This is a genomic window from Aureimonas glaciei, assembly GCF_014643375.1.
Taxonomy (GTDB): Bacteria; Pseudomonadota; Alphaproteobacteria; order Rhizobiales; family Rhizobiaceae; genus Plantimonas; species Plantimonas glaciei.
This window is the reverse complement of record NZ_BMJJ01000018.1, coordinates 16435-40605: the sequence shown is the minus strand read 5'-3', so window position 1 is coordinate 40605 and position 24171 is coordinate 16435. Positions and strand designations below refer to the sequence as shown.

The following is a 24171-nucleotide window of genomic DNA, read 5'->3' as shown; positions in this document are numbered from 1 at the left end:
GCCGACAAATGACGGGGATGTGATCGTTTCCGCCCGCTTTGGAGCGATCAGCCGCGGAACGGAATCGCTCGTGGCCACGGGAAAGGTGCCGCCGGGCGAAGCGGCGCGCATGCGCGCGCCCTTCCAGGAAGGGGATTTTCCTTTCCCCGTGAAGTACGGCTACGCCGTCGCCGGCATCGTCGAGGAGGGGCCCGACGGCTGGGCCGGTCGTGCGGTCTTCTGCCTGCATCCGCACCAGAGTCGTTTCACCGTCCCTGTCGAGGCGCTTCGTCCCGTTCCCGGCGGCGTGCCCCTCGGCCGGGCGGTGCTGGCCGCCAACATGGAGACCGCGCTCAACATCGTCTGGGACGCGGGCATCCAGCCCGGCGACCGGGTCGCGGTCGTCGGTGCGGGTGTGGTCGGCCTACTCACCGCCTTCCTGGCGGCCTCGATTCCCGGCACTGAAACCGTCGTGATCGACATCGACCCGCAGCGCGCGGCGACGGCGGCGCTGCTCGGGCTCTCCTTCGCCATGCCCGAGCAGGCGCCGGTCGATTGCGACGTCGTCGTTCATGCCTCGGGATCGCCCGACGGGCTTTCGGTCGCCCTGGCCGCCGCCGGTTTCGAGGCGCGCCTCGTCGAGGCCAGCTGGTATGGCGACAGGCTCGTCTCGGCGCCGCTCGGCCAGGCCTTCCATTCGCAGCGGCTGACGCTGGTGAGCAGCCAGGTCGGGCATGTCCCGGCATCCCGGCGAGCGCGCTGGAGCCGGACGCGGCGGCTCGATCTCGCGCTCGCACTGCTCGCCGATCCCCGACTCGACGCCCTCCTGCCGGCCGAAACCGCCTTTCTGGACCTGCCGCGCGTCTACGCGGACATTCTCCGGGACCCGGCCACCCTTTGCCATCGCATCCGCTACTGAAAGGATCCTCCATGTTCGCCGTCGAAGTCACCGACCACATCATGATCGCCCATTCGCTCCCCCGTCCGGTCTTCGGGCCGGCGCAGGGCATGCATGGGGCCACCTTCACCGTGGATGCGGCCTTCTTCACCGTCGATCTCGACGAGGACGGGCTGGGCGTCGATATCGGCGCGGCGATGGAAGTCCTCGCCGAGGTGCTGAAACCGCTCAACTACGGCAATCTCGACGAAATGCCCGCCTTCAAGGGCAAGGTGACGACGACCGAGTTTCTCGCCAAGCATATCTTCGAGGCCATTGCGGCGCTGATCGCCGCCGGCCGCATGGGAGAAGCCGGCGGGCGGGTGGAGCGCCTGCGCATCCGCTTGCACGAGTCCCACGTCGCGCGCGCCTGGTACGAGGCAGCGCTTTGAACCGACCCCTCGTCTTCGCGATCCCCGGCGACATCATGACGAAGACCGGCGGCTATGCCTATGACCGGCGGATGATGGCCGAACTGGAGAGGCTCGGCTGGTCCGTGACGCATCTGGCCCTGCCGGACGCCTTTCCCGATCCCGAGCCCTCCGATCTCGCTGAAACCGCGCGGCTTCTGGCCGGGATCGGTGACGGCACGCCGGTGCTCGTCGACGGCCTTGCCTTTTCGGCGGCGCCGGACGTCTTTTCGCCGGAAGCGGCCCGCCTTCGCCTCATTGCCCTCATCCACCATCCGCTCGCCCTCGAAACCGGTCTCGACGCCGAGCGGGCGGACGCCCTCCGCGTCGCCGAGACCCGCGCCCTCACGCTCGCCCGGGCCGTCGTCGTCACGAGCGCCATGACCGGCCGGACACTGACCGAAGCTTTCGGCGTGGCCGCGACGCGGATCACGGTCGCCGCGCCTGGCACCGATCGTCAGGCGCAGGCCAGGGCCGCGGGCGCGCCGCCGCTGATCCTTTCGGTCGGGACGCTCGTCCCGCGCAAGGGCCACGACGTGCTGATCGCTGCGCTGTCCAGGCTTGGCGACCTCGACTGGCGTTGCCGCATCGTTGGGGACGCGACACGCGACCCGCGCCACGCCGCCGCCCTGGCCGCGCTGCTGGACGATCTGGATCTGGCCGACAGGGTGACGATGGTCGGCGGCATGGACGATGTCAGCGCCGAATTCGCCGCTGCCGATCTCTTTGCGCTCGCCACCCATTACGAGGGGTACGGCATGGTCTTCGCCGAGGCGCTGGCGCACGGGCTTCCGATCGTCGGCACGCGCGCCGGGGCGGTGCCCGAAGTGGTGCCGCCGGAGGCCGGCATTCTCGTCGAGCCGAACGATGCGACGGCGTTCGGGAAGGCGTTGCGAAGCCTCCTCGAGAACACGGCGCTGCGCCGGCGCACCGCCGAGGGCGCGTGGCAGGCGGGACAGCGGCTTCAGACCTGGGAAATGTCGGCGCGGCTCATCGACGACACGCTTCGGGGGATCGCGGCATGAGCGGGTTCGAATCCGACTGGCTCTCGCTGCGCGAGCCCGCCGATCGCCGGGCACGGGACCGGGACCTGCTGACGATGGCGGCCGACCATGCATCGACGGCGCGGGGAGCCGTCGTCGATCTCGGCTGCGGGACCGGTTCGACCTTCCGGGCGCTCGACGGGCTTCTGGCGGAGGGAACGCCCTGGATCTTCGTCGACGACGACGCGGCCCTTTTGGCGCGCGCGCAGGCCCTGCAGGCGCCGTCCGCCCGCGCGCGGGTCAGGTTGCATCCCGCCGATCTTGCCGCCCTCGACGACGGGCTCTTTGACACCGCCGCGATGGTCACCGCCTCGGCGCTCTTCGATCTGGTCTCCCAGCGTTTCATCGACGCCTTCGCGGACCGGATGGCAAGCCGCGGCCTCGCTGTCTACGCTGCGCTCACTGTCGACGGCCGCATCGCCTGGGACAGCCCGCATCCGCTGGACGGAGAAATCGTCGAGGCCTTCACCGCCGACCAACGGCGCGACAAGGGCTTTGGTCCTGGCCTCGGCGGCGATGCGGCAGCGCGTCTTGACGAAGCCTTCCTCGCCAGGGGCTACACGGTGCGGTCCGCGCCGAGCGACTGGACACTCGGTGCCGACGATCTCGCTTTGCAGGAGGCGTTCCACGCGGGACTGGCAGGGCCGGCCGGTGCGGCGATGGGCGGGAAGGTGGGCGATTGGCTCCGCCACCGCGCCGATGCCGCCCGCGCCGGCGCCCGCGTCCGCGTCGGCCATCGCGACATGTTGGCGCTGCCGCCCGTCTGAAATCCCGATCGCGAAGCTTTCGGCGCCGCGATCCGTCGGCGCCGATGGGGCGGATCCCAGGCGCCCGGCGCCTCAGATGATGCGATAGAGCGTGGCGTCGCGGCGGAAGACGTGGTGGAGGAGGACCCCGCCGAGGTGCAGCAGGAAGAGGACGAGGATCGTCCAGCCGAGCACCATGTGGATGGTCATGAAGATTGGAGCGAGCGCCGCGTCCTTGCCGACCGGGCTCGGGATCGGCAGGATTCCGAAGAGGCTCAAGGGAAAGCCGAAGGCGTTGGTCGCGAGGAAGCCGGCGATAGGCATTGCGATCAGCGCGACATAGAGCGCGACATGCACGGTTCCGGCCAGGCGCGCCTGCCAGGGCGGCATGGGCTCGTGCGCCGGCGCGCCGCGCACGAGCCGCACCGCGAGCCGCGCCAGCATGATCCACAGGATCAGGAACCCGAAGGATTCATGCAGGAGATAGGCGATCGTCTTGTTCTCCTCGGCCAGGAACTCGATCACCATTCCGGCGGGCCAGACGACAAGAACCAGCGCCGCGACGATCCAATGCAGCACCCGGGAGGCGGCGGCATAGCGGGACGCCTGCGGCAGCCCCTGGGCGATGCCTCTCTCGTCATACACCTGCATATCCAAGGCCTTGGGTTCGGGGCGAGGGGAGATCGGGCTCGCGCCTCAGTGTCGCTTTCCCGTCTCCCTGCGTCAATTGCCTCGGTGCCCGCAGTAGCCGGCCGCACGCGCTGTTCCGCGCGCCTCCTCCTGACGACGACGACCCTGCCAGTGCGAGCGCGATCCCTCTGGAAACGGGCGGAGGTGGTCCAAAGCGCGGCGAGGCCGAAGAGCGTCGGGAAGCCCGATTGAGGCGCGGGAACGGCCCGCCCGTTTTGGCACCTTTTTCGAGCCCAAGTCGCTTGCAAGACTTCCTCGCCGGGGATGGCATGTTAACCCACTGGGTCTGAGGGCTCGGTCGAGCCTATTGCGTCCGCCGTCGGAGAGGGATCCTTCGTGATTCACGCGGTCCACCGCTTTCTGCGTCGCGAACCCTGAGCGCAGGCCGTTTCGGGCCCTGGCTGCGGCCGAGGGCATTTCCCTCTTCGCCTGTCCCGCATCGTTTTGATGGTCCGCCGTCACCGTCCTCCTCATCGATCGGGCGCTCTTCCGCCGATGCGGAACCGGGGACCGGCGACAGAGAGGCGCTGCTCGACAAGCGCTTCCGGGCCGACGTCCGAGCGGTTGCCGTTCGGCGGCGTCTGTCAGCAGTCTTGCGAAGTCAACAACACTGACAAATTTCGACGCTAAGTTATCAATATCTCTTACAATAGATCATTTAAGTTAAAGTCAGGTTCAATACAGCAATAGATTTTATCAGATAGCCAAGACCAGATCAGAAATCGATGGGGCATTCATCCTGGTTCGATACAATATTGTGTCGCTTACTATCGACGGATATCGCCATCAAGTGGAGAGATGAAGGGTCATGGACGGTGGCTTCATCGGGTCGAGGTGGGGTCGGTGGTGTTTGTTGCCCAGAACAGCGTCCGTGAAAGTCAAGGGGACGAAGAAAAACCTCTGGGGAGCATTCATCGCGTCAATGAATCAAAGTGCCCTATTCGGATAATGCGCCGAAGTCGGGTGGAAATAAGCCAAAATATCAGTTTGGCAAACTAACGGCCGCGCGCCAATTGTCGGAGAATGAAGAAATGGCCCTTGTGAAGAAAACCGCGCTCGGTGGATCGACGAGCAGTGCAGCGTCGCCCGAGGCGCAGAGCCTGGGTCGGTTGTCCCGGCTCGCCGACGAAAGCCGGCGCAACGTGCGGACCCACGCCCGGCAGCAGAAGTCGGCCGAGCGCATCGCCAGCGCAACGGCCGAGCTCGCGGCCGGCATCAGCGAATCCGCTTCGGCCGCCGAAGAGCTGCGCAAGGCCATGGAACTCATCGCCGCCGGAGCGGAGGAGGCATCCAGCGCCACCGAGGAATCTCGGCGTGCCGTCACGCTGATCGCCGGCACGCTCGCACAGGCCAAGAACGGTGCGGAACTGTCGCGCAGCAAGACCGACGCGCTCAGAACCCTCGTCGGCGACGTTTCCCGTCAGATCGGCGCCAGCGTCGACAGCATCGGCACGGCGGCCGACCGGCAGGCTGCCTCGGTCACCATGGTCCTCGACCTGGAGCGCCAGGCCGCCAGCATCGGCGAGATCGTCGGCGCCGTCGGACGGATCGCGGACCAGACCAACCTCCTGGCGCTCAACGCCGCGATCGAGGCGGCCCGCGCCGGTCAGCACGGCAAGGGCTTTGCCGTCGTCGCCGACGAGGTTCGCACCCTGGCGGAGACGTCTGAAAAGAGCGCAAGCGAGATCCAGCAGCTGATCGGCACCATCCAGGGCGACGTCAGCACCATCGTGGAGGGGATCAACCGCTCCGCCGAAACCGCGCGCGCCGAGGTGGTCAAGGGACGGGCGATCTCCGTGCAGCTCGACGAGATCCGGACCGGCATGGGGCGCGTCCTCAAGGGCGCGGAGGAGATCCTGCGCTATTCGGTCGAGAGCGAGCGGGCGTCGGTCGAGGCCCAGAAGGGATCGGAGGCGATCGCCGCGGCGGCCGAGGAACAATCGGCGGCGTGCGAGGAAGCGCTGAAGACGATCGATCAGCAGACGACGGCGCTCTCGCAGAGCGATCAGGCCTCGAACGAACTCTCGGCGCTGGCCGAAGAGCTGAAGAACGCCACCGACGTCGGCAAGAGCGCCGAGGGCGTTGCCTCCGCCGCGGAAGAGCTGTCGTCGGCGGTGGAGGAGATCAACCGCGCGGCCGCGCAGATCATGACGGCGCTCGATCAGATCAACCGGGGTGCCCAGCAGCAGTCCTCAGGGGCTCAGCAGGCGGCCGCCGCGACGTCGCAGATCGAGCGCGGCTCGCTCGTCACCCAGCAGCAGGCGCGCGACTCCCTCGAACTCGGCCAAGCGATGGCGCAGCAGATCGCCGACAGCAGCGTTGCGATCGGGGCGCTGATCAGCGCCGTCAGCGCCTCGCTGGAGGAGACCAACCGAACCCGCGACCAAGTCAACGCTCTCGAACAGGTGAGCCGCCGCATCGACAAGATCGTCGACGCGATCTCGACCGTCGCCATCCAGACCAACATGCTGGCGGTCAACGGCTCGATCGAGGCGGCGCGCGCCGGCGAATTCGGCAAGGGGTTCATGGTCGTGTCGACCGATATCCGCAATCTCGCCCGGGATTCGGCGGAGAATGCCGACCGGATCAAGGATCTCGTCAAGTCGATCCAGGACCAGGTCGTGGCGGTGCGGCTGGATCTCGACGGCATTTCCCATCTGGCCGCGCAGGAAGTCGAGAAGAACAAGGCAATCACCGCCAATCTCACGGTCGTGCGCGCGGATCTCGAAAGCGTCGCCGCCAGCAACCAGGAGGTCCTCTCCGGCAGCGACGAGATCGTCCGCTCCATCGACGAGTGCAAGCGGGGGATCGAGCAGATCACGGCCGCGGCCCAGCAGGCGGCGACGGCCTCCGGCCAGGCGCAGCAGGCCTCGCGCGAGCAGGCCAAGGGGGCAGAGGAACTGGCCGCCGCCATCGAGGAAGTCGCCGCCCTCGCCGACGAACTCCAGAACCTCAACTGAGGTGAGCGCCGAGGAGGCGTCGACCATGTCCGACAACAACGAGGCGGGGCCTCTCAGCCCCGCGGTACCGCTGGCCGACAGCCGGGCCAGGGACGAGCTGGGACCGACCGAGGGCGGCGCGGCGGAAGGCGCCACCGTGCGCCAGTTCGTCACCTTCCAGATGGGGGAGGAACTCTTCGCCGTGCCGCTGACGGACGTCCAAGAGATCATCCGCCTGCCGAGCATCGTCGAGGTGCCGATGTCCATTTCGAGCCTGGAGGGGCTCGCCAACCTCCGCGGCTCGGTGCTGCCGATCATCAACCTGCGCCGGGTCTTCAACCTCGACCCGACCCAGCACAACGATGCCACCCGCGTCGTCGTCGTCAACAAGCGCGGACTGGTCGGCTTCATCGTCGACCGCATGTCGCGCGTGGTGACCGCCGAGCCGCGCGAGATCGAGACGGTCGGCCGCAGCGGCTCGACCATCGAGACCGAGCTTCTGGAAGGCGTCGTCAAGCGCGGCCAGTCGATGATCATGATCCTCGACACCGACCATCTGACGGGCCAGCTGCAGACCCCGCCATCCCACCGCCCGCGTCGCGAGAATGGCGGAACCTTCGTCGACCGCGGCGACGGCGAGGGATCGTCGGACGAGGTCCAGCTCGTCTCCTTCGAACTCGACGGCCAGGAATACGCCCTGCCGATCGAATGCGTGCAGGAGATCGTCCAGGTGCCCGAGAGCATCAGCCGGATCCCGCTCGCCTCCAGCCATTCGCTGGGGATGATGAATCTGAGGGACCGGCTGCTGCCGCTCGTTAGCCTGCGCTCGATGTTCGGCATGCCCGCCGCCCCGGTCGGCGAGCAGAGCCGCATCGTCGTGGTGGCCCATTCCGAAGGCGGTGCCGAGATGACGGTCGGCGTGGTCATCGACACGGCAAAGGAAGTGCTGCGGGTTCCGCGCTCGATCGTCGACCCCGTCCCGGCGATGTTGTCGGCGGGCGGGCAGGCCAACGAGGTGGACCAGATCTGCCGGATGGAGGATGGCCGCCGCCTGGTGTCGATCCTGCGGGCGGACCAGCTCTTCCTCAACTCGGCGGTGCGTGCCGCGATCGACGATGCAGATCTTGCAAGAGGGAAAGATGCCGTGGGTGAACCGGAGACACAGAGCAGCCATCCGATCGACGAGGACGAGCAGTTCGTCGTGTTCCGGGTGGCGGACGAGGAATACGGGGTGCCGATCGAATCCGTCCAGGAGATCGTGCGCATTCCCGACCAGCTGACCCGGGTTCCCACGGCCCCGTCCTTCATCGAAGGCGTCGTCAACCTGCGCGGCTCGGTTCTGCCGGTGATCGACCAGCGGCGTCGTTTCGCGCTCCCCGACATGGAGCGAAACGACCGGCAGAGGATCGTCGTGTTCCTCATTCACGGCATGCGGACCGGCTTCATCGTGGATTCCGTGTCCGAGGTCCTGAAGATCTCCAAGTCGCGCATCTCGGACGCGCCCGACATGTCGCTGCAGCACGGCAGCGCCATCACCCGGGTGGCCAACATCGTCGAGATGAAGCGCATGATCCTGATGCTGGAAGTGGAAAAGCTTCTCGACCGGTCGGAGACGGCCTCGCTCAAGGCGGCTGCCTGACGGCGCGGCCGGGGCGCGGCCCGGGCGCTGCGATGCCGGGCCAGCCTCCGGGCCCCGGCATCGGCCCCGCCCCGGCAGGGGCATCGGGCGCAGCGCCCGGTGCCGCCTTCACCCACGATCCACCATGGCCCCTGAACAGCCAGAGACACCCATGACCAAGCTTCTGATCGTCGACGATTCGGCGCTGATGCGGAAATATCTCCGCGAAATATTCGAAGCCGAAAGCGCCTTCACGATCGCGACCGCCCGCAACGGGCAGGACGCGCTGGCGCAGATCGGGAGTTTCAATCCGGATGTGGTGACGCTCGACGTCAACATGCCGGAGATGGACGGCATCACCTGCCTCGCCGAGATCATGACCAGCGCGCCGCGCCCCGTCGTGATGGTGTCGTCGATCACCCGCAAGGGCGCCGAGGTGACGCTCGAGGCGCTCAAGCTCGGAGCCGTCGACTTCGTCGAAAAGCCGGGCGGCACCGTCTCCTTGAACATCGACAGCATTCGCGGGCACATCGTGGCGACCGTGAAGGCGGCCGCGCGCGCCAAGCCGCGCCGGGCGCGGGGCCTCGTCGACCGTGTCCGCCATGCGGCGGAACAGGCGGCGCAGCCGCGCCCGCTCTCCGCTTCCGAGAACGCGAGCGGTCTCGTTCTCGTCGGCGTCTCGACCGGCGGCCCGCGCACGCTCGAGGACATCCTGCCGGAGCTGCCGCAGGATTTCCGCTACCCCGTCATCGTCGCGCAGCACATGCCGTCCGCCTTCACCGCCTCCTTCGCGGCGCGGCTGGATACGATCTGCCGGGTCAAGGTCGTCGAGGTGACGGGCCCCATGCCGCTAAAGCCGGGCCATGTCTACATCGGTCGGGGGGATGCCGACGTCGTCGTCGAGAGCCGCCTGGGGCGCCCGGTGGTGAACACGGTGAAGCTCGACGCCCAGTATCTCTGGCATCCCAGCGTCGAGCGCCTCGTCAAGTCGGCGATGGGCGTCCTCGATCCGCGCGCTCTCCTGGCGGTGCAGCTGACCGGCATGGGCAATGACGGCGCACCGGCCATGACCGAGCTGCGCCGTCTCGGCGGCCGCACCATTGCCGAGCACGAATCCACGGCGATCGTCTTCGGCATGCCGGCCGAACTGATCCGTCTCGGCGGTGCCGACAGGATCCTGCCCTCCGATCGGATCGCCGATCAATTGATCACCTGGAGCAAATGAGGTTTCGCCGTGCCCCTGATCCTGTCTTCAACTGCCGCCGAGCCCGTTCTCGAACCGGTCGCCTCCATCGACCGATCCAGTCTTCCGGACCGGCTGGCCGATGACGACGTCGCCGTCCGCCGCGAGGCCGTCCGCTTCGCCGCGCAGCTCGGCCTCGCGCAGACCCTGTCGGACCATCTGGCGAACGAGCCGAACGGCGCCCTCCGGGAGACCATTTTCACGACGCTCGTCCGGCTGGCGGACGAGGCCAGCGTGCCGCCGCTCGTCGCGCTCCTGCGCAGCGAGGATGTCGGCCTGCGCAACGCGGTGATCGAGACGCTGCAGGCGATGGGCGACATCGCGCTGCCCGAACTGGAGAGACTGCTGGCCGACCCGGACGTCGATGTCCGGATCTTCGCGATGAACGTCGCGCAGTCGCTCGGCACGCCGAAAGTGCCGGCCCTGGCCTTGCGGGTGCTGACGACGGATGAAGACGTCAATGTCTGCGCCGCGGCCGTCGAGGTGCTGTCGGAACGCGGCCATCCCGACATGGCGGACGCCATCCGGCAGTCGGCGGCCCGCTTCCCCGATCAGCCCTTCCTGGCCTTCGCCATTCGCGCCGCCGTCAAGCGGATCGGCTGACGTCATGGCTCTCGAACTCTCGACCAGCCAGCCGCCCGTCATCCGCGACGAGGACTTCCTCGTCTTCCGGGAGTATTTCTACCGCAAGACCGGGATCATGTTCGCCGACAACAAGCGCTACTTCGTCGACAAGCGCCTGCAGCATCTGATGACGCAGGGCGGCCACCGCAGCTTTCGCGGCTATTTCGACACCGTGTGCTCGCGCAGCGACGCCAGGGCGATGCAGTCCCTGGTCAACGCGATGACCGTCAACGAGACGTACTTCTACCGCGAGGAGTACCAGTTCAAGTGCCTCGTCCAGTCGATGCTGCCGGAAATCACCCGGACACGGCCGCGGGGTGACACGGTCAAGATCTGGTCGGTGCCGTGCTCGACGGGCGAGGAGCCCTATTCCATCGCCTTCTATCTGCTCGAACACTGGAGCCAGGTGGATGACTTCAACATCGAGATCTTCGCCTCCGACATCGATACCGAGGTGATGCAGCGGGCCAAGCTCGGGATCTATGCGACGCGCTCGCTGCAGAACGTCTCCAAGCAGACCCTGGCGAAATACACGACCGATGTCGGCGACGGCAACCGGCAGGTCATCGAGCCGCTGCGCAACTCGATCCACTTCTCGCGCGTCAATCTGCTCGACCTGCCGAGGGGCGACAGGGTCCACAACGCCATCGACGTGGTCTTCTGCCGCAACGTTCTGATCTATTTCGACGACGTCTCGCGGCGGACCGCGGCGGAGGCGCTCTTCGAGACCTTGAGGCCCGGCGGCTTCGTCTGCCTCGGCCATTCCGAATCGATGAGCCGCATCTCGTCGCTGTTCCAGATGCGCAAGTTCGCGGACGTCATCGTCCACCAAAAAGCCCCATAGGATAGGAGCAAGGCTCGTGGCGCACGCCCTGATCATCGATGACTCGAGCACGGTGCGGTTGTACTACCGCGAAGTGCTGGAAGCGGACGGCTTCACCGTCGACGAGGCCCTCAACGGCATGGAGGGGCTCGAGAAAGTGATGATGGAGCGCTTCGATCTGCTGCTCGTCGACGTCAACATGCCGAAGATGGACGGTTACACGTTTCTCCAGCAGCTGCGTCAGATGCCCGAGATGCAGGACATCCCGGCGATGATGATCTCGACGGAATCGCAGGACGTCGACCGTGCCCGGGCCTATGCGTCCGGCGCGAACGTCTACATGGCCAAGCCGGTCCATCCGGTCGAACTCGCCGCCGTCGCCCGGTTGATGAGCGGCCAGGCTCTTGAACGGATCCCGGCATGAACCCGCTTCTCGCCCAATTCATTCCAGAAGCCCGCGACCTGCTCGATCAGGCCGGTGCCGGCATGCTGGTGCTGGAGCGCAACGCCAGCTCCGACACCGCGGTCAACGACGTGTTTCGCGCCGTCCACACGCTGAAGGGCTCCTCCGGCCTGTTCGACGTCGGGCCGCTGACCCGGCTCGTGCATGCGGCCGAAGATCTGCTCGGCGAAGTGCGGCTGGGCCACCTCTCCGTGACCGGCGAAATCATCGACCAGCTGCTGGAGAGCCTCGATCTGGTCGGAAGCTGGATCGATGCCCTGGAACAGCGGCACGTTCTGCCGGGCGACGCCGAGGCGGAAATGGCTAAGCGCGTCGCGCTGCTGCGCCACTGGCTGAGCGAAACCGAGCCCAATGCGGCGGCGCCGGCCGAGCTGGCGCCGCACCTGCGGCTCCCGCCCGACTGGCTCGTGCATTTTCCCGAGGAGACGCGGGCCGCGCTCTACTGCAATCGCACAAGCGAGAACCTCCTCGCCTGGTCGTTCGAGCCGGACGAGGGCTGCTTCTTCCGCGGCGACGATCCCGTCGCCATGGTGCGGCAATCGCCGGGCCTGCTCGCGGTGCGCGTGCTGCCGCGAGACGGCGCCTTTCCCGATTTCGAGAGCTGGGATCCGCTGACCTCGGTGCTGCGCTTCGAGATCCTCAGCGATGCCAGCCGGGCGACCATCGACGAGCACATGCGCTACGTCGCGGAAATGGTGGAGATCCGCGAGATCGGCTTCGCCGACCTCGCCATCCCGACCGGCCGGCGGGCCGGCGGCCCGGTGTTTGCCGATTTCGGGTCGATCGCGCGCGCGCATCTGGCCAAAGGCGATCTACCGGCGCTGCGCAACGCGGCCTCGACGCTTCTCGGCATGGTCGCGCCTGCCTGCCTCCAGGCCGCGGCGCTGCGCTGGTGCCTGGTGCTGACGCAGGAACCCGAGTCGACCGACCTCGACGCGCTGGCGCGGATGACGGAAGCGGCGGCGACGGGCGAACTGCCGCCGAAGCGAGAGGCCGATCTTGTGGCGGAAGGGCCGCCGGCAACGTCGCCTCCTAGGGCGGGCGCGGTGCAGCCGGACCATGCGCTCTGCGCCCGCCTGGCGCGGGAGCAGGCCACCGTCCTCGAAACGCCGCCCGCGCCAGGCATCGCGCAGGGCCGGCTCGAGGCCGTGGCAAAGGTCCTGACCCATCTCGGCCGGGCGACCGGACGCCCCGTCGACGCGGCGGTCGCCGAAGCGATGGCGGCGCAGGCCCGGTCCGGCGACCTGTCGGGCTTGCATGCCATCGCGGCGCGGCTGGCCGATCCCACCGCTACCGCCGATCCCTCAGAGCCGGTGGTGGAAGCCAAGCCGGCGGCGGCCGCCTTCGCTGCGGCAGCGGTCGCCCCGGCCCCCGCGCCGAGCGGCGACGAACCGGCGCCCGCCGCGGCGGCCGGCGACGGCAAGGCCATCGCACGGGTGCTGCGGATCGATCAGGCCAAGATCGATTCCATCATGAATTTCGTGGCCGAATTGATCGTGGCCAAGAACGGACTGTCCTACCTCGCCACGCGCGCCGAGCATGTGCACGGCGCCCGCGCCGTCGCCCGGGAGATCAAGGAGCATTTCGCCGTCATCGACCGGATCACCCAGGATCTGCAGGTCGGCATCATGTCGGTGCGCATGATGCCCGTCGGCCAGGTCTTCCAGCGTTTTCCGCGCCTGGTGCGGGACATCTCCCGCAAGCTCGACAAGAAGATCAATCTCGTCATCGAGGGCGAGGACACCGAGGCGGACAAGAACGTCCTGGAAAGCCTCGCCGATCCGCTGATCCACATGGTCCGCAACAGCCTCGACCACGGCATCGAGACGCCCGAGGACCGGCGCGCGGCCGGCAAGTCGGAGGCGGGAACGCTAAAGATCACGGCCCGCCATGAGGGCGACTTCGTGGTGATCGAGGTGCGGGACGACGGCAAGGGCATCGATCCCGAGACGGTCAAGCAGAAGGCCTGCGACCTCGGCCTGATCACGGCCGAGAGAAGTGCGCAGATGAGCGACGAGGAGGCCTGCAACCTCGTCTTCGCCGCCGGCTTCTCGACCAAGGAGGAGATTTCCGACCTGTCCGGCCGGGGTGTCGGCATGGATGTGGTGCGCTCGGCGGTGGTGAAGGCGGGCGGCGACGTCGCGCTGCGCTCGACGCTGGGAGTCGGGACCTCGGTGATCGTCCGCCTGCCGCTGACCATGGCGGTGACGCAGATCGTCACCATCGATTGCTGCGGTCGCCTGTTCGGCGTACCGATGGATCAGGTGGTCGAAACCGTGCGCGTCGCCCGCAGCCAGATCCACCGTCTGAAGACGATGGAGACCTTCGTGTTGCGCGATACCATCATCCCCATGGCCCGGCTGCGCAGCCTGATGAACCTCGTTCCTCTGGAAGAGGAGGCGGTGCCCACCGAAGAGGCCGTCATGGTCGCCCAGGTCGGCGGCGAGCGGGTCGGCGTTGTGGTCGACGGTTTTCGCGAACGCATGGAGGTCATCGTCAAGCCGCTGGAGGGCGTGCTCGAGGGCATGGCCGGCTTCTCCGGCACGACGCTGCTCGGCGACGGGCAGGTCCTCCTCATTCTCGACCTGCAGGAGATGCTGTGATGGCTTTTACCGTGACCGACGCCGACGTGATCTTCGAAGGCGCCTGCTCGATCGAGGAGGCCGAGGATCTGCATGCCGCACTGAAGGGCCGTGAGGCGCCGCGCTTCGACCTGGCGCGCGCCGGCCCGCTCCACACGGCGATCTTGCAGATCATCATGGCTTCGGGCGGCACGGTCTCGACGATGCCGTCCGAGCCGGACCCTCTGCTCGCGGCGTGTCTCGCGGCGAAACGCAAGGGATGACCGGGGCCGCGATGCCGATCCATGTCATCGCGGTCGCCAACTGCAAGGGCGGAACGGGCAAGACGACGACGGCGGTCAACGTGGCGGCGGAGCTGGCCCGAAGCGGCCTGCGCGTGCTGCTCGTCGACTTCGATCCGCAGGGGCATGCCGGTCTCGGATTTGGCATCCGGGCCGAAAAGGGCGCGCCGACGGCGCACGACCTCCTGCGCGGCGGCCTGGCCGATCCCAGCGACGCGATCTGCCTGACGGCGGTCGAGGGCGTCGACGTGCTGCCGTCTGACCGCACCTTCCGCAACCTGTCGGCCGACGATGATCCCAGCGCGTTCCTCGAGGCCCTGCATGGTCTGCGCAACCGCTACGACGTCGCGGTGGTGGATACGCCGCCGGCGGCCGAAACCCCGATGCGGGTGGCGCTCGGCGCGGCGAACACCGTGCTGATCCCGACGCAGCTCAACCATCTTGCCCATGACGGACTGCAGCAACTCTTCCGGCTGCTCTTTGCCGGCGCGGTCGGGCCCAATCCAGGGGCGGCGACCTTCGCCATCGTCCCGGTGCAGGTCGACATGCGGCTGCGTCTGCAGCAGCAGATCCTGGCCGAGCTTCTGTTCGAATTCGGCCATAACCGGATCTTTCGCGGCATCCGGACCGACGTCGCGCTGGCCGAGGCTTTCGGCAGCCGATGCCCGGTGCGCCACTACCGTCCCCAGACCCGGGGCGCGGTGGACTACACGCTTCTGGTGCAGGACATCCTGCACTTCTGGCCCATCGCGGGCGGAAGACGCGAAGCCTAGACTTTGGCTGCGGCGGGCTCTTCTGCCGCCGCCAGGATCGGCAGGCGCAGGCTGACGCGGGTTCCCCGGTTCGGCTCGCTATCGATATGCGCGGTGGCGCCCCAGGATTCGGCGATCGCCATGACCACGGAGAGGCCGAGACCACTGCCGGTTCCCGGCGCCTTGGTGGTGAAGAACGGGTGGAAGGCGCGCGAGAGGAGGTGCGGCGGCATGCCGGTGCCGTTGTCCCGCACGGCCAGGCGCAGGAATCCCCGCGACGCGCCGTCATCCTGGCGATCGTCCTCGCGCGACAGCTCGATGCGGACGGTCCCCGCGCCGCCGATCGCGTGTTCGGCATTGCGCACCAGGTTGAGCAGGATCTGCGACAGCTCGGCCGGCTCGCACAGGACGCGTTCCATCCCGCAATCGACGGCGAGTTCGAGGACGAGAGCGGGCGGCAGCACGGCCTGAAGAAAGGTCACGGCGCTCTCGACCACCGGGGCGAAGACGACGGGCGCGACCTTTGGCAGGTCGCGGCGCGCGGTCATCAGGATGCTCGCCACGATCGAGGCCGCCCGGCTGGCGCATTCGAGGATCAGTTCTGCATTCTGCGATGCGTCGCTGCCGGCCGGCTCGTCCTCGATGATCAGTTCGGCGAGACCGGTGATGGGCTGCAGCAGATTGTTGATCTCGTGGCAGATGCCGCCGGCCACCTGGCCGAGCGACTCGAGGCGAGGGTGGTCCGCATTCAGGCGCTGCTCGCGCTTGAGGAGCGCGATGCGTTTTTCGTCGGCGATGGAATAGGCGATCATCAGCTGCGTTAGGCAGGCCGAGGCGCGCTCCAGCACGGTGACTACACAGGAAGAGGGCGCCCCCGACAGGAGACCTTCTTCCTGAAGCCTTCGGCAGGCCCGCTCGTGCAGTCCCGCCATCTCGACGATCGGCACGCCGGCGGCCACCAGAGCGGCGCCGATGTCTTCTATCCGGCCGAGATCGTCTTCCCGGGCCTCGCCGGCATAGGAAAGCACGAGCTCGACGTAATCGGCCCCCGGGTCTTCAGCATGGTTCTTCCCCGAGGAAGCAACAGACCACGCCGACATCGTCCGGCCGGCGGTCGGGGGACATCGCCAGGTGCCTCGCGATGTCGGCAGGCGAGCCCGTCAGGAAGAGCTGCTCGACGTCCAGCCGCGCCGGGAGCCCGTCGGTCCACAGCAGCACGGCATCGCCGTCGCGCCATGCCGCGGTTTCGGGCGCCGGGCGCCGGATGCCGGTCCCGACGATCCCCGGGCTCCCCTCGTAGCGAAACACCTCACCGGCCCGGAAAAGCGCCATGCGGACATTGCCGACACCGGCAAAGCGCAGGGTCCGGCAGCCGGTGTCGAACTGCACCACCGACATGGCCGCACCCCGGCTGTTGCGGATGGCCTGATCGACCGAGCCGATGATCTCCTCGGCCGGCAGGCTGCGATCGGCCTCGGCCTCGACGATGGCGCGCTCGGACGCACGGGCCGCCTCGGCGCCGTGGCCCAGGCCATCGACCAGACAGACCGACCAGATCTGCTTCTCCTGCCACCAGGTGAAGGCGTCGCCGCAGGGTTCGCCCGCGTGCTTGGCGATGCGGTGGGCGCCGACGATCATGGGCGCCAGAACGTCGCGGTCACCCGCGTGCCGGTGCCGGTCTCGGATTCGATGGCGAAGTCGTCGGCGAGCCGCAACACGCCGGGCAGGCCCGCCCCGAGGCCCCGATTGGTGGAATAGCCGTCGCGCATGGCGAGGCCGAGGTCGGGAATGCCCGGCCCTGCATCCAGCGCCACGATCTCGATGCCGATCCGGTCGTCCTCGGCCAGTCGGCTGAGGCGGATCGAGCCGCCGGGATAGGCGTGAAAATGCAGATTGTGGGCCAGTTCCGATACGGCCGTGGCCAGGCGATAGGAGGCGGCGCTGCGGAAGCCGAGCGCCAAGGCGAAATCGCGCGCCTGGCGGCGAACGTCGGCGACGTCGATTTCGTCGAGGATCGTCATCATCAGCCTGTCGCTCACGGTCTCAGGCTCATGGTGATCTGGATCACCGTCCGGCCGGGATTGCTGTCGATGAGGAGGTGATCGGTCAGCCGCTCGACCGCCGGAAGCCCGAGACCCAGACCCTTGCCGGTCGTAAAGCCCGGCTGAAGCGCGGCGTCGACATCCGCGATCCCGGGACCCTCGTCCGAGACCACGACGCGGATGGTGCGGGTTCCGTCGGGCTCGGTCTCCTCGCAGATCTGGCAATGGCCGCGCAGCCCGTGCTGCAGCGTGTTGCGGGCCAGCTCCGAGATCGCGGTGGCCAGGCGCGTCTGGTCGACGATGCGAAAGCCCATCGCGCGCGCCAGATCCCGGCCGGCCTGTCGCGCCGCGATGACATCCGCCTGGCCCGAGATCGCCATCGTCATGAAGAAGGGCGTGGTCATGGCAAACATCCGCCATCCCCCGTGCCGCCGGCAAGGGGCGAAGCTGTGAGGGGGGAGGGCATCGACTTCATGCTTCCGTTTCCGACATCCGGTTCCGCCTTCGCTCGCCGACGCCTCGGCAGTCCATCGAACCGGCATGGACGCGGCGCCACCGCCGCGCTCAGGCAGACCGAGGGAGGTCTTCATCCCTCTCACGAAGCACGTTGCGCAGCTTCTCGACGCCGGCCTCCAGATCTATCGCCGCGTCGATCCCGATGATCTCGCGGCCGATCTCGACGAGGGTCAGGGCCACGATGGGCTGCATTCCCGTCAATACGACCTCGCCGCCGATCAGGCGTACCATGCGCGTCGTCTCGTTCAGGGCGCGGGCAACATAGGAGTCGATGACGTCGAGCCCGGTGACGTCGAGGACGATCCCGTCCGCCTTGCCCCTGCTGATGAGGGCGAGGATGTCCTCCTGCAGCAAGAGGACCTGATCGTCCGTCAGGTCGAACTGGATCGATGCCAGGAGGATACGCCCCAGCCGCAGGATCGGGACGCGGCTCATGCCAGCGCCGATCGCGCCACCGACTGCCCGACCCGCTGCCCCAGCATCCGGAGCGCCTCGATGAGCCCGTTGTGAAGGGTGCCGCGCGTGTGCATCCCGCGCAGGTCGACATCCAGCTTGACCAGGGTCTGAGCGGCATCCGGGCTGATGCCGGTGAGAATGACCTGCGCCCCCAGCATGTTGGCCGCGCCCACCGTCTTGGTCAGATGCAAGGCGACGCGGGTGTCGATGATCGGCACGCCGGTCACGTCGAGAATCGCCACGAGGGCGCGCTCACGGGCGATCGAGGTCAGGAGATCTTCCATCACCTGCTGAGAGCGCCGTGTGTCGACGACGCCGACGAGCGGCAAGAGCAGGATCTGCGGCCAGATCTGCAGGATCGGCGTGGACAGATCCAGGATTGCCCGGCTCTGCCGTTCGATCAGCCGCTCGCGGGCCGTGGTGTGGGCTTCGGCCGCCTCGATGGACAGCCGGTCGACGATGCCGGACACGCGCCGCAACTCGGCCGTCAGGCGGGCGCCGTCGGACGCGAAGGCCTCGACGATGAAGGGCAGCAGCGCATCGCGGAAGGACAGCATGAACAAAAGGGTCTCGCCGGCCGACAGGCCCTCCCGCGCATGCGCCGCGCTGACGCGGCTGGCCAGCGCCGTCAGGGTGGCGCGGTGATCGCTGCCGGCCCTTTCCGCCTCGTCCTCGTCGACGACGAGATAGCGGATCAGTTCCGAAATCACTTCGGCCGCCTCGGTGCGCAACAGGCTGCCGATTTTCGGCAGGTCCGAGCGTTGGGCCAGAAGCCCCGCCGCGCAGACCTGCCACGCGCCGATGACGTCCGATCGGCGACCGGCCAGAATCTGACCGAGATTGCCTGCATCCCTAGAGACCAATGCCGTGACCTTCCATGCGATTTTGCCCCTCGAGAAGTTCGCCGACGAGGCTCGTCAACGTCGTTTTTGCAAATGGTTTCATCAGGACCCTGTCGGCCCCGGCCTCGCCGGCAGCCTTCGCCGAATTGGCGATCGGCGACCGCGGATCACCCCCGGTGATCGCGATGATGGGCACGGCGTTTCCCGATGCGCGCGCCTGCCGGATGAATTGCAGGCCGTCGCCCCCCTGCATCCACAGATCGGCCACCACCAGATCGAAGCGCCCCTGCTTCAGAAGCTGGGTCGCCTCGTCTCCGCTGGCGCAGTCGGTCACGTCATGACCTTCCCTCGCCAGGAATTTATGCAATGTTGCTCGGACAAGGTGCGAATCTTCCACAAGAAGGATTGCCGACATCGACTTTACCAATCCATCCGTAATATGATCCGTTTATATTTTCAGCGGCCCAATCAGAACAGCTGGATGTTCATGACAGGGGAGGCCGAATTGTCATGGCCACTGGCGGATAGGTGTCCCTGACGCTGGCTGTCCATGACGTAACTGTCAAATAGCGCGTCGAGCTTTTCCGAAAGTGGCGTTTCATCTTCGATGGCCAGCTGCGACTCCAGCTGGGAACGGGTGAGAGACAGGTGTTCCTCGACGGTCTGGGCCATGAACACCAGCTGCTCGATCTGCTGGCGGTTGATGTCCTGAAACTGCATGCTGGCCATCATCTCCATGATCGGCTCGGCAATGGAAACGTTTCCCTGCTCCACCTTGCCCAAGACGTCGCGCTGGTGGGCGAGAAGCGTCGTGACGTTCTCGGTCAGCGAGTCCAGTGCCGATACGATGCTGGTCATCGACTCCTGTTCCAGCCTTTCACGCGCTTGCTTGTGCTGCTCCAGGCCGTCGGTCACGGTGGTCGTCAGCGCCTCGACACTGGCGTTGATCTGCTGCGACAGCTGATGCACCTCGGCGGCGAGCTTGCGGATTTCCTGCCCGATGACCATGAAGCCGCGGCCGTGCTCGCCGACACGGGCGGCCTCGATCGACACGTTGATCGACAGCATGGAGGTCTGCCGGGCGATCTCCGTGATGCCGGCCAGGGCGCCGATCGTCTGCCTGGTTTCCGCGACGATCTTTCCCCGCTGGATCCCGCTGGCTTTCGCCTCCAGCCGCTGCTGCGCGACGAACTCGTCCAGCATCCGCCGCGACGTCTCGATCTGGGCCTCGATCTCCCGGACGATGCCGGTGACCCGTTCGTTCGATCCGGACTGCTCGATGAAGCGCATCAGGCTGGTGATCTGGTCATCCACCGCCGTGAGGCCCGTCATCAGCCGCGCCGCCGCCTTCTCGCCGACATCGGTGACGCCATCCATCTGCTTGCACAGGATGTCGGTGTAAACCGAGTGCGACCAGAGATCGTCGAGCACGCGGTCGAGCGCGACGGGGGGCGCCTGGGTCGCTGGAAGCACCGGCGCGGCGAAGTCTCGGCGTCCCGGCGCCTCGCTCCCATCGGCGACGGCGGGCTCGACTGCGGGAGCGGGGCTCGACGCGACCACCGGCCCCGGCAGCGCGAGGGCAGGGCGCCGGCGCCAGACGGTCGCGGCGCCGACGAGGCAGGTGACGGCGCCCAGCCAGGGCTGAACTGCCGCCGGCAGCTGGGGGTGAAGCAGAACCGACGCAACGCCCGCAGCGAGCACGGGCAGGAAGCGCCAGAGGTCGGCGCCGGCCGTTTGCGTCAGCACGCTGGCGAGGGACGACGGCCGCTCTCCTGGGCGCCGCCGGAAGGCGACGGCCGACATTATGCCACCGGAACCAGTTGGCGGACGACTTGGAGCAGGGAGGCCGGGTCGACCGGCTTGACCAGCCAGCCGGTCGCGCCGGCCGCCTTGGCCTGGCTGCGCTTTTCGGGCTGCGAGTCGGTCGTCAGCACCAGCATCGGGGTGAAGCGGGTCGGGCCCAGCCGCCGGAGCTTGCCGATCAACTCGACCCCGTGCATGCCGGGCATGTGGTAGTCGGTGATCACCAGTTTCGGCGCCAGCCCCTGCGAGACCTTGTCGATGGCGGCCTGGGCATTGGGCGCAGACTCGGTCGCATATCCCGCCTTGCGCAAGATCGCCGACATGCTCGACAATATGGTGGGGGAATCGTCAACCAGTAGTATCGTCGCCATGCCGGACTCCTTTTGTTTTCCGAAAATTACAGGCGGCAGGTTAAAAAACCGTGATATACACTTGAGATAATCTTGGAGCTAGGCGGCATCAAGGTAGTCGACGTTGATTTGATAGTTATTTCTGGAAGACAATAGTTCATAAGGAGGGCGATATACGTCCATATCTATATCGCTTACTGACAGAGCGATATCGGTCGCAGCGTTCCTCGGGCGGCCCGCTCAAGCTGGCGAGCGATGCTCGCACGGCAGCCGGCGGGCCGTCGCCGTCTCCGCCGCGGACCGAACCAACCTGTCTGCGACCCGCGACGCGCGTGCGATACGGTCGCCCCGAAGTCTGCCAGCCGTTGCGCCTGCCGGATCGGGCGGTAGCGGGCCTCTCGCCTTGTGGCGCTCAGGCCTTTTGGTCCGGCGAGGCGAACCGCGCCTCCACCAGCATCGCCACCGCGGCGAACGTGTTGTCCGCGGCGAGCTTCATCAGGATGTTGGCGCGGTGGACCTCGACGGTGCGCACGCTGAGCCCGAGGTCGTGGGCGATGGCCTTGCTGGCGCGCCCCGCCGCAATCGCCTCGAGCACCTCGCGCTCGCGCTGGCTGAGCATTGCCAGGCGCCGGCGTGCAGTCGAGGCTCGCGCATCGCGCGCTGCCGTCACGCGCCAGGCGGCGAGGGCGCGCGCCACCATCGACGTCAGCGTCGCCTCGCAAAAGGGCTTCTCGATGAAGTCCATCGCGCCCTCCTTCATCGCCTCGATGGCCATGGCGACGTCCGCGTGCCCGGTCATCACGAGGAAGGGCAGGTCGGACCCGGCCGCGCGCAGCGCGCGCAGGAGAGCGATGCCGTCCAACTCCGGCATGCGCACGTCGCTGAGGATGCAGCCCGCCACGCCCTGGGCATGGGCGGCGAGAAAGGCGGCGCCCGAGCCATAGGTCCGCACCGGCATGCCATGGGTCGCCAGGAGAAAGGAGATCGACCGCAGCACCGCCGGATCGTCGTCGATCACGTGGACCTGGGGTTCAGGGGACATGGCGCTCCTCGGCAAATTTCGGCAGCGTGAAGCGGAAGGTCGTCCCCTGGCCGGATTGGGACTGCGCCTGGATCCGCCCGCCATGCGCTTCGATGATGGTCCGGCAGATCGACAGACCGACGCCCATGCCGCTGGGCTTGGTGGTCTGGAAGGGCTGGAACAGCCGGGCGGCGATCTGCGGATCGATCCCGCCACCACTGTCCTCGATCACCACCTCCTTGAACGCCCCATCCTGCACCGATGCCGCGGTGATGGCGAGGGTGCGGAGCGGCCGGTCCGCCATCGCCTCGGTGGCGTTGCGCAACAGGTTGAGGATGACCTGCTGGATCTGCACCCGGTCGACATGCACGGCGAGATCGGCCCCGATGGCGACCGTCAGGCTGATGCCGAGATGGGTCGAGCCGACGAGCGCCAGCCCACAGGATTCCCGCACCAGGTCGCCGAGATTGGTCGCCTGCCGCCGCCCGTCCGCCCGGGACACGAAAGCGCGGAGCGAGCGGATGATTTCGCCGGCCCGCAGCGCCTGGCCCGTCGCCTCGCCGATCGCGTCCGCGAAGATCGCCGCGGCGTCGCCGGCCAGCGGCGCCTCCGCCGTCTCGAGAAGCTTTCGGCAGCCGCCGAGATAGTTCGAGATCGCCGTCAGGGGCTGGTTCAGCTCGTGCGCCAGCGCCGAGGCCATCTCGCCGAGCGCCGTGAAGCGCGACATGTGCAGGAGCTCGGCTTGGATCTCCCGCAGGCGATCCTCCGCCTCCCGCTTCTCGGTCAGATCGCGCAGGAAACAGGTGAAGAGCCGCTCGGTCCCGGACGTCATTTCGCCGAGGCAGAGGTCGACGAGGACGGTCGACCCGTCCTGACGCCGGCCCATCGTGGTGCGGCCGGGGCCGATGCCAGTGACGTCAACGACGTCGCCGCCGGCGCGCCCCGGGCCGGCGCTGCCAAGGATCTCCGGGAGCAGGACGGCGAGACTGCCGCCGACCAGGGCGTCGGGCCCGTAGCCGAACAGCCGCTCGGCCGTCGGGCTGGCGGAATGGATGCGGCCGAACTCGTCGACGACCACCATTCCGTCGGGGACGGTCGCGAGGATGGATCGCATCTGAATCTCGCCGAGCTTGCGCTCGTGGATGTCCTCCGTTGTCCCATACCAGCGGATCACACGGCCGTCGGCATCGTGCCGGGGAAAGGCGCGGGTGATGAACCAGCGGTACTGACCGGCCCGGGTCAAAACCCTGTGTTCCATCTCGTAGGGCTGGCCGCTGGCCACGGCCGCGTCCCAGGCCCTGCGCATGTCGGGGCGATCGTCGGGATGCATCGCGTCGGCCCAGGACGCGCCGAGAGCCTGGTGCCCGGTCAGCTCCGCCCAGCGGTCCGACACTCGGTCGATCATGCCGTCGGGCCGTGCCGTCCACGGCACCTGCGGATTAAACTCGACGGCGTGGCGGTAGTTGTCCTCGCTCTCGCGCAGGCGCTCCTCAGCCAGAAGCCGCCGGGATTCGGCGAGGACCCCCGCCGTTGTCTCGGTGCAGGCGCAGAAGAGACCCTCGACCGCCCCTTCCGAGGCGCGCACGGGCGTGTAGGAAAAGGTGAAATAAGCATCCTTCATGCCCTCGCCGCGGTCGAGGACGATATGGAAATCGTGCATGTAGTCCGCATCGCCCGCGAAAACCCGATCGACCAGCGGTCTCAGGCTCTCGGCCGCCTCGTGCCAGACCTCGAAGAAGGGTCTCCCTAGCGCGCCCGGATGCTTGGTGCCCAAGAGCGGCGCGTAGGCGTCGTTGTAGATCATGAGGCGCTCCGGGCCCCAGGCCAGGAACATGGGCTGCTTGGCCGCCAGGATCAGCGCGACCAGCGTCGCGGCGCTGGCCGGCCAGGCGGCCTTCGGGCCGAGCGCGGTGCGCGACCAGTCATGGGCGGCGATGGCTCCCGCCATGGCGCTCGCTTCGGCGTCGCCCAGGGCGGTCCGAGGCGGGAAGAGGGGTACATCCATCGCGCG

At 67.7% G+C, this 24171-nt stretch carries 25 protein-coding genes; 13 read left to right on the top strand and 12 right to left on the bottom strand.

Annotated features, from left to right (window positions below; translation table 11 throughout):
• Positions 1-70: 70 nt before the first annotated feature.
• The 4 genes from IEX88_RS24995 to IEX88_RS24980 are packed head-to-tail and all read left to right on the top strand — an operon-like array spanning position 71 to position 3136.
• Positions 71-898, top strand: coding sequence for a zinc-dependent alcohol dehydrogenase (locus IEX88_RS24995; RefSeq protein ID WP_244640492.1), 828 nt, complete (start codon positions 71-73; stop codon positions 896-898).
• A gap of 11 nt (positions 899-909) precedes the next feature.
• Positions 910-1308: a 6-pyruvoyl trahydropterin synthase family protein gene (locus tag IEX88_RS24990; protein ID WP_188855198.1), complete on the top strand. Its 399-nt coding sequence runs from the start codon at positions 910-912 to the stop codon at positions 1306-1308.
• Positions 1305-2351: a glycosyltransferase family 4 protein gene (locus tag IEX88_RS24985; protein ID WP_188855197.1), complete on the top strand. Its 1047-nt coding sequence runs from the start codon at positions 1305-1307 to the stop codon at positions 2349-2351. The genes IEX88_RS24990 and IEX88_RS24985 overlap by 4 nt, the downstream gene beginning before the upstream one ends.
• Entirely contained in the window at positions 2348-3136 is a 789-nt protein-coding gene (locus IEX88_RS24980; protein ID WP_188855196.1) for a methyltransferase domain-containing protein, read from the top strand. The genes IEX88_RS24985 and IEX88_RS24980 overlap by 4 nt, the downstream gene beginning before the upstream one ends.
• Positions 3137-3208: 72 nt before the next feature.
• On the opposite strand, the gene IEX88_RS24975 is transcribed toward IEX88_RS24980, so the two are convergent.
• A complete protein-coding gene (locus tag IEX88_RS24975) occupies positions 3209-3760 on the bottom strand; it encodes a cytochrome b (RefSeq protein WP_373289666.1) in 552 nt (183 codons plus the stop codon).
• A 1076-nt stretch (positions 3761-4836) separates the two neighbouring features.
• Here IEX88_RS24975 and IEX88_RS24970 point away from each other — a divergent pair.
• From IEX88_RS24970 to IEX88_RS24930, 9 genes are all read left to right on the top strand, one after another.
• Positions 4837-6765 carry a methyl-accepting chemotaxis protein gene (locus tag IEX88_RS24970; RefSeq protein ID WP_188855195.1) on the top strand — a complete coding sequence of 643 codons (1929 nt, stop codon included), beginning with the start codon at positions 4837-4839 and terminating at the stop codon, positions 6763-6765.
• A gap of 25 nt (positions 6766-6790) precedes the next feature.
• Entirely contained in the window at positions 6791-8383 is a 1593-nt protein-coding gene (locus IEX88_RS24965; RefSeq protein WP_188855194.1) for a chemotaxis protein CheW, read from the top strand.
• A 151-nt stretch (positions 8384-8534) separates the two neighbouring features.
• Positions 8535-9587 (top strand): chemotaxis-specific protein-glutamate methyltransferase CheB, encoded by a 1053-nt coding sequence (gene cheB / locus IEX88_RS24960; protein ID WP_188855193.1) that lies wholly within the window; start codon positions 8535-8537, stop codon positions 9585-9587.
• 9 nt (positions 9588-9596) lie between these two features.
• Complete coding sequence (locus IEX88_RS24955; RefSeq protein ID WP_188855192.1) at positions 9597-10208, top strand: HEAT repeat domain-containing protein; 612 nt, start codon at positions 9597-9599, stop codon at positions 10206-10208.
• A 4-nt stretch (positions 10209-10212) separates the two neighbouring features.
• Positions 10213-11073 carry a CheR family methyltransferase gene (locus tag IEX88_RS24950; protein WP_188855191.1) on the top strand — a complete coding sequence of 287 codons (861 nt, stop codon included), beginning with the start codon at positions 10213-10215 and terminating at the stop codon, positions 11071-11073.
• Between the two features lie 16 nt (positions 11074-11089).
• Complete coding sequence (locus IEX88_RS24945; protein ID WP_188855190.1) at positions 11090-11476, top strand: response regulator; 387 nt, start codon at positions 11090-11092, stop codon at positions 11474-11476.
• The gene (locus IEX88_RS24940) at positions 11473-14118 is read left to right on the top strand and encodes a chemotaxis protein CheA (RefSeq protein WP_188855189.1); all 2646 of its coding nucleotides are present in this window, start codon (positions 11473-11475) and stop codon (positions 14116-14118) included. Before IEX88_RS24945 ends, IEX88_RS24940 begins: the two co-directional genes overlap by 4 nt.
• Before the next feature lie 11 nt (positions 14119-14129).
• Positions 14130-14360: a hypothetical protein gene (locus IEX88_RS24935; RefSeq protein WP_188855188.1), complete on the top strand. Its 231-nt coding sequence runs from the start codon at positions 14130-14132 to the stop codon at positions 14358-14360.
• Positions 14357-15151 (top strand): ParA family protein, encoded by a 795-nt coding sequence (locus IEX88_RS24930; RefSeq protein ID WP_188855187.1) that lies wholly within the window; start codon positions 14357-14359, stop codon positions 15149-15151. Before IEX88_RS24935 ends, IEX88_RS24930 begins: the two co-directional genes overlap by 4 nt.
• Here the strand turns inward: IEX88_RS24930 and IEX88_RS24925 are convergent.
• From IEX88_RS24925 to IEX88_RS24875, 11 genes are all read right to left on the bottom strand, one after another.
• On the bottom strand, positions 15148-16158 hold the full coding sequence (locus tag IEX88_RS24925; protein ID WP_188855186.1) for a sensor histidine kinase: 1011 nt from the start codon (positions 16156-16158) through the stop codon (positions 15148-15150). The two genes, IEX88_RS24930 and IEX88_RS24925, sit on opposite strands and share 4 nt — an antisense overlap.
• Before the next feature lie 28 nt (positions 16159-16186).
• Entirely contained in the window at positions 16187-16768 is a 582-nt protein-coding gene (locus tag IEX88_RS24920; RefSeq protein WP_188855185.1) for a SpoIIE family protein phosphatase, read from the bottom strand.
• Positions 16765-17169 carry an anti-sigma regulatory factor gene (locus IEX88_RS24915; protein ID WP_244640491.1) on the bottom strand — a complete coding sequence of 135 codons (405 nt, stop codon included), beginning with the start codon at positions 17167-17169 and terminating at the stop codon, positions 16765-16767. Before IEX88_RS24915 ends, IEX88_RS24920 begins: the two co-directional genes overlap by 4 nt.
• A complete protein-coding gene (locus tag IEX88_RS24910; protein ID WP_188855184.1) occupies positions 17166-17576 on the bottom strand; it encodes an anti-sigma regulatory factor in 411 nt (136 codons plus the stop codon). Before IEX88_RS24910 ends, IEX88_RS24915 begins: the two co-directional genes overlap by 4 nt.
• 160 nt (positions 17577-17736) lie before the next feature.
• On the bottom strand, positions 17737-18123 hold the full coding sequence (locus IEX88_RS24905; RefSeq protein ID WP_188855183.1) for an STAS domain-containing protein: 387 nt from the start codon (positions 18121-18123) through the stop codon (positions 17737-17739).
• Positions 18120-19007 carry an STAS domain-containing protein gene (locus tag IEX88_RS24900; RefSeq protein WP_188855182.1) on the bottom strand — a complete coding sequence of 296 codons (888 nt, stop codon included), beginning with the start codon at positions 19005-19007 and terminating at the stop codon, positions 18120-18122. The genes IEX88_RS24905 and IEX88_RS24900 overlap by 4 nt, the downstream gene beginning before the upstream one ends.
• Complete coding sequence (locus IEX88_RS24895; protein WP_188855181.1) at positions 18997-19401, bottom strand: response regulator; 405 nt, start codon at positions 19399-19401, stop codon at positions 18997-18999. Before IEX88_RS24895 ends, IEX88_RS24900 begins: the two co-directional genes overlap by 11 nt.
• 53 nt (positions 19402-19454) lie before the next feature.
• Positions 19455-20789 carry a methyl-accepting chemotaxis protein gene (locus IEX88_RS24890; RefSeq protein ID WP_188855180.1) on the bottom strand — a complete coding sequence of 445 codons (1335 nt, stop codon included), beginning with the start codon at positions 20787-20789 and terminating at the stop codon, positions 19455-19457.
• On the bottom strand, positions 20789-21160 hold the full coding sequence (locus IEX88_RS24885; RefSeq protein ID WP_188855179.1) for a response regulator: 372 nt from the start codon (positions 21158-21160) through the stop codon (positions 20789-20791). The genes IEX88_RS24890 and IEX88_RS24885 overlap by 1 nt, the downstream gene beginning before the upstream one ends.
• A gap of 391 nt (positions 21161-21551) precedes the next feature.
• Entirely contained in the window at positions 21552-22181 is a 630-nt protein-coding gene (locus tag IEX88_RS24880) for a response regulator transcription factor (RefSeq protein WP_188855178.1), read from the bottom strand.
• Positions 22171-24165: a PAS domain-containing sensor histidine kinase gene (locus tag IEX88_RS24875; RefSeq protein WP_188855177.1), complete on the bottom strand. Its 1995-nt coding sequence runs from the start codon at positions 24163-24165 to the stop codon at positions 22171-22173. The genes IEX88_RS24880 and IEX88_RS24875 overlap by 11 nt, the downstream gene beginning before the upstream one ends.
• Positions 24166-24171 lie beyond the last annotated feature (6 nt).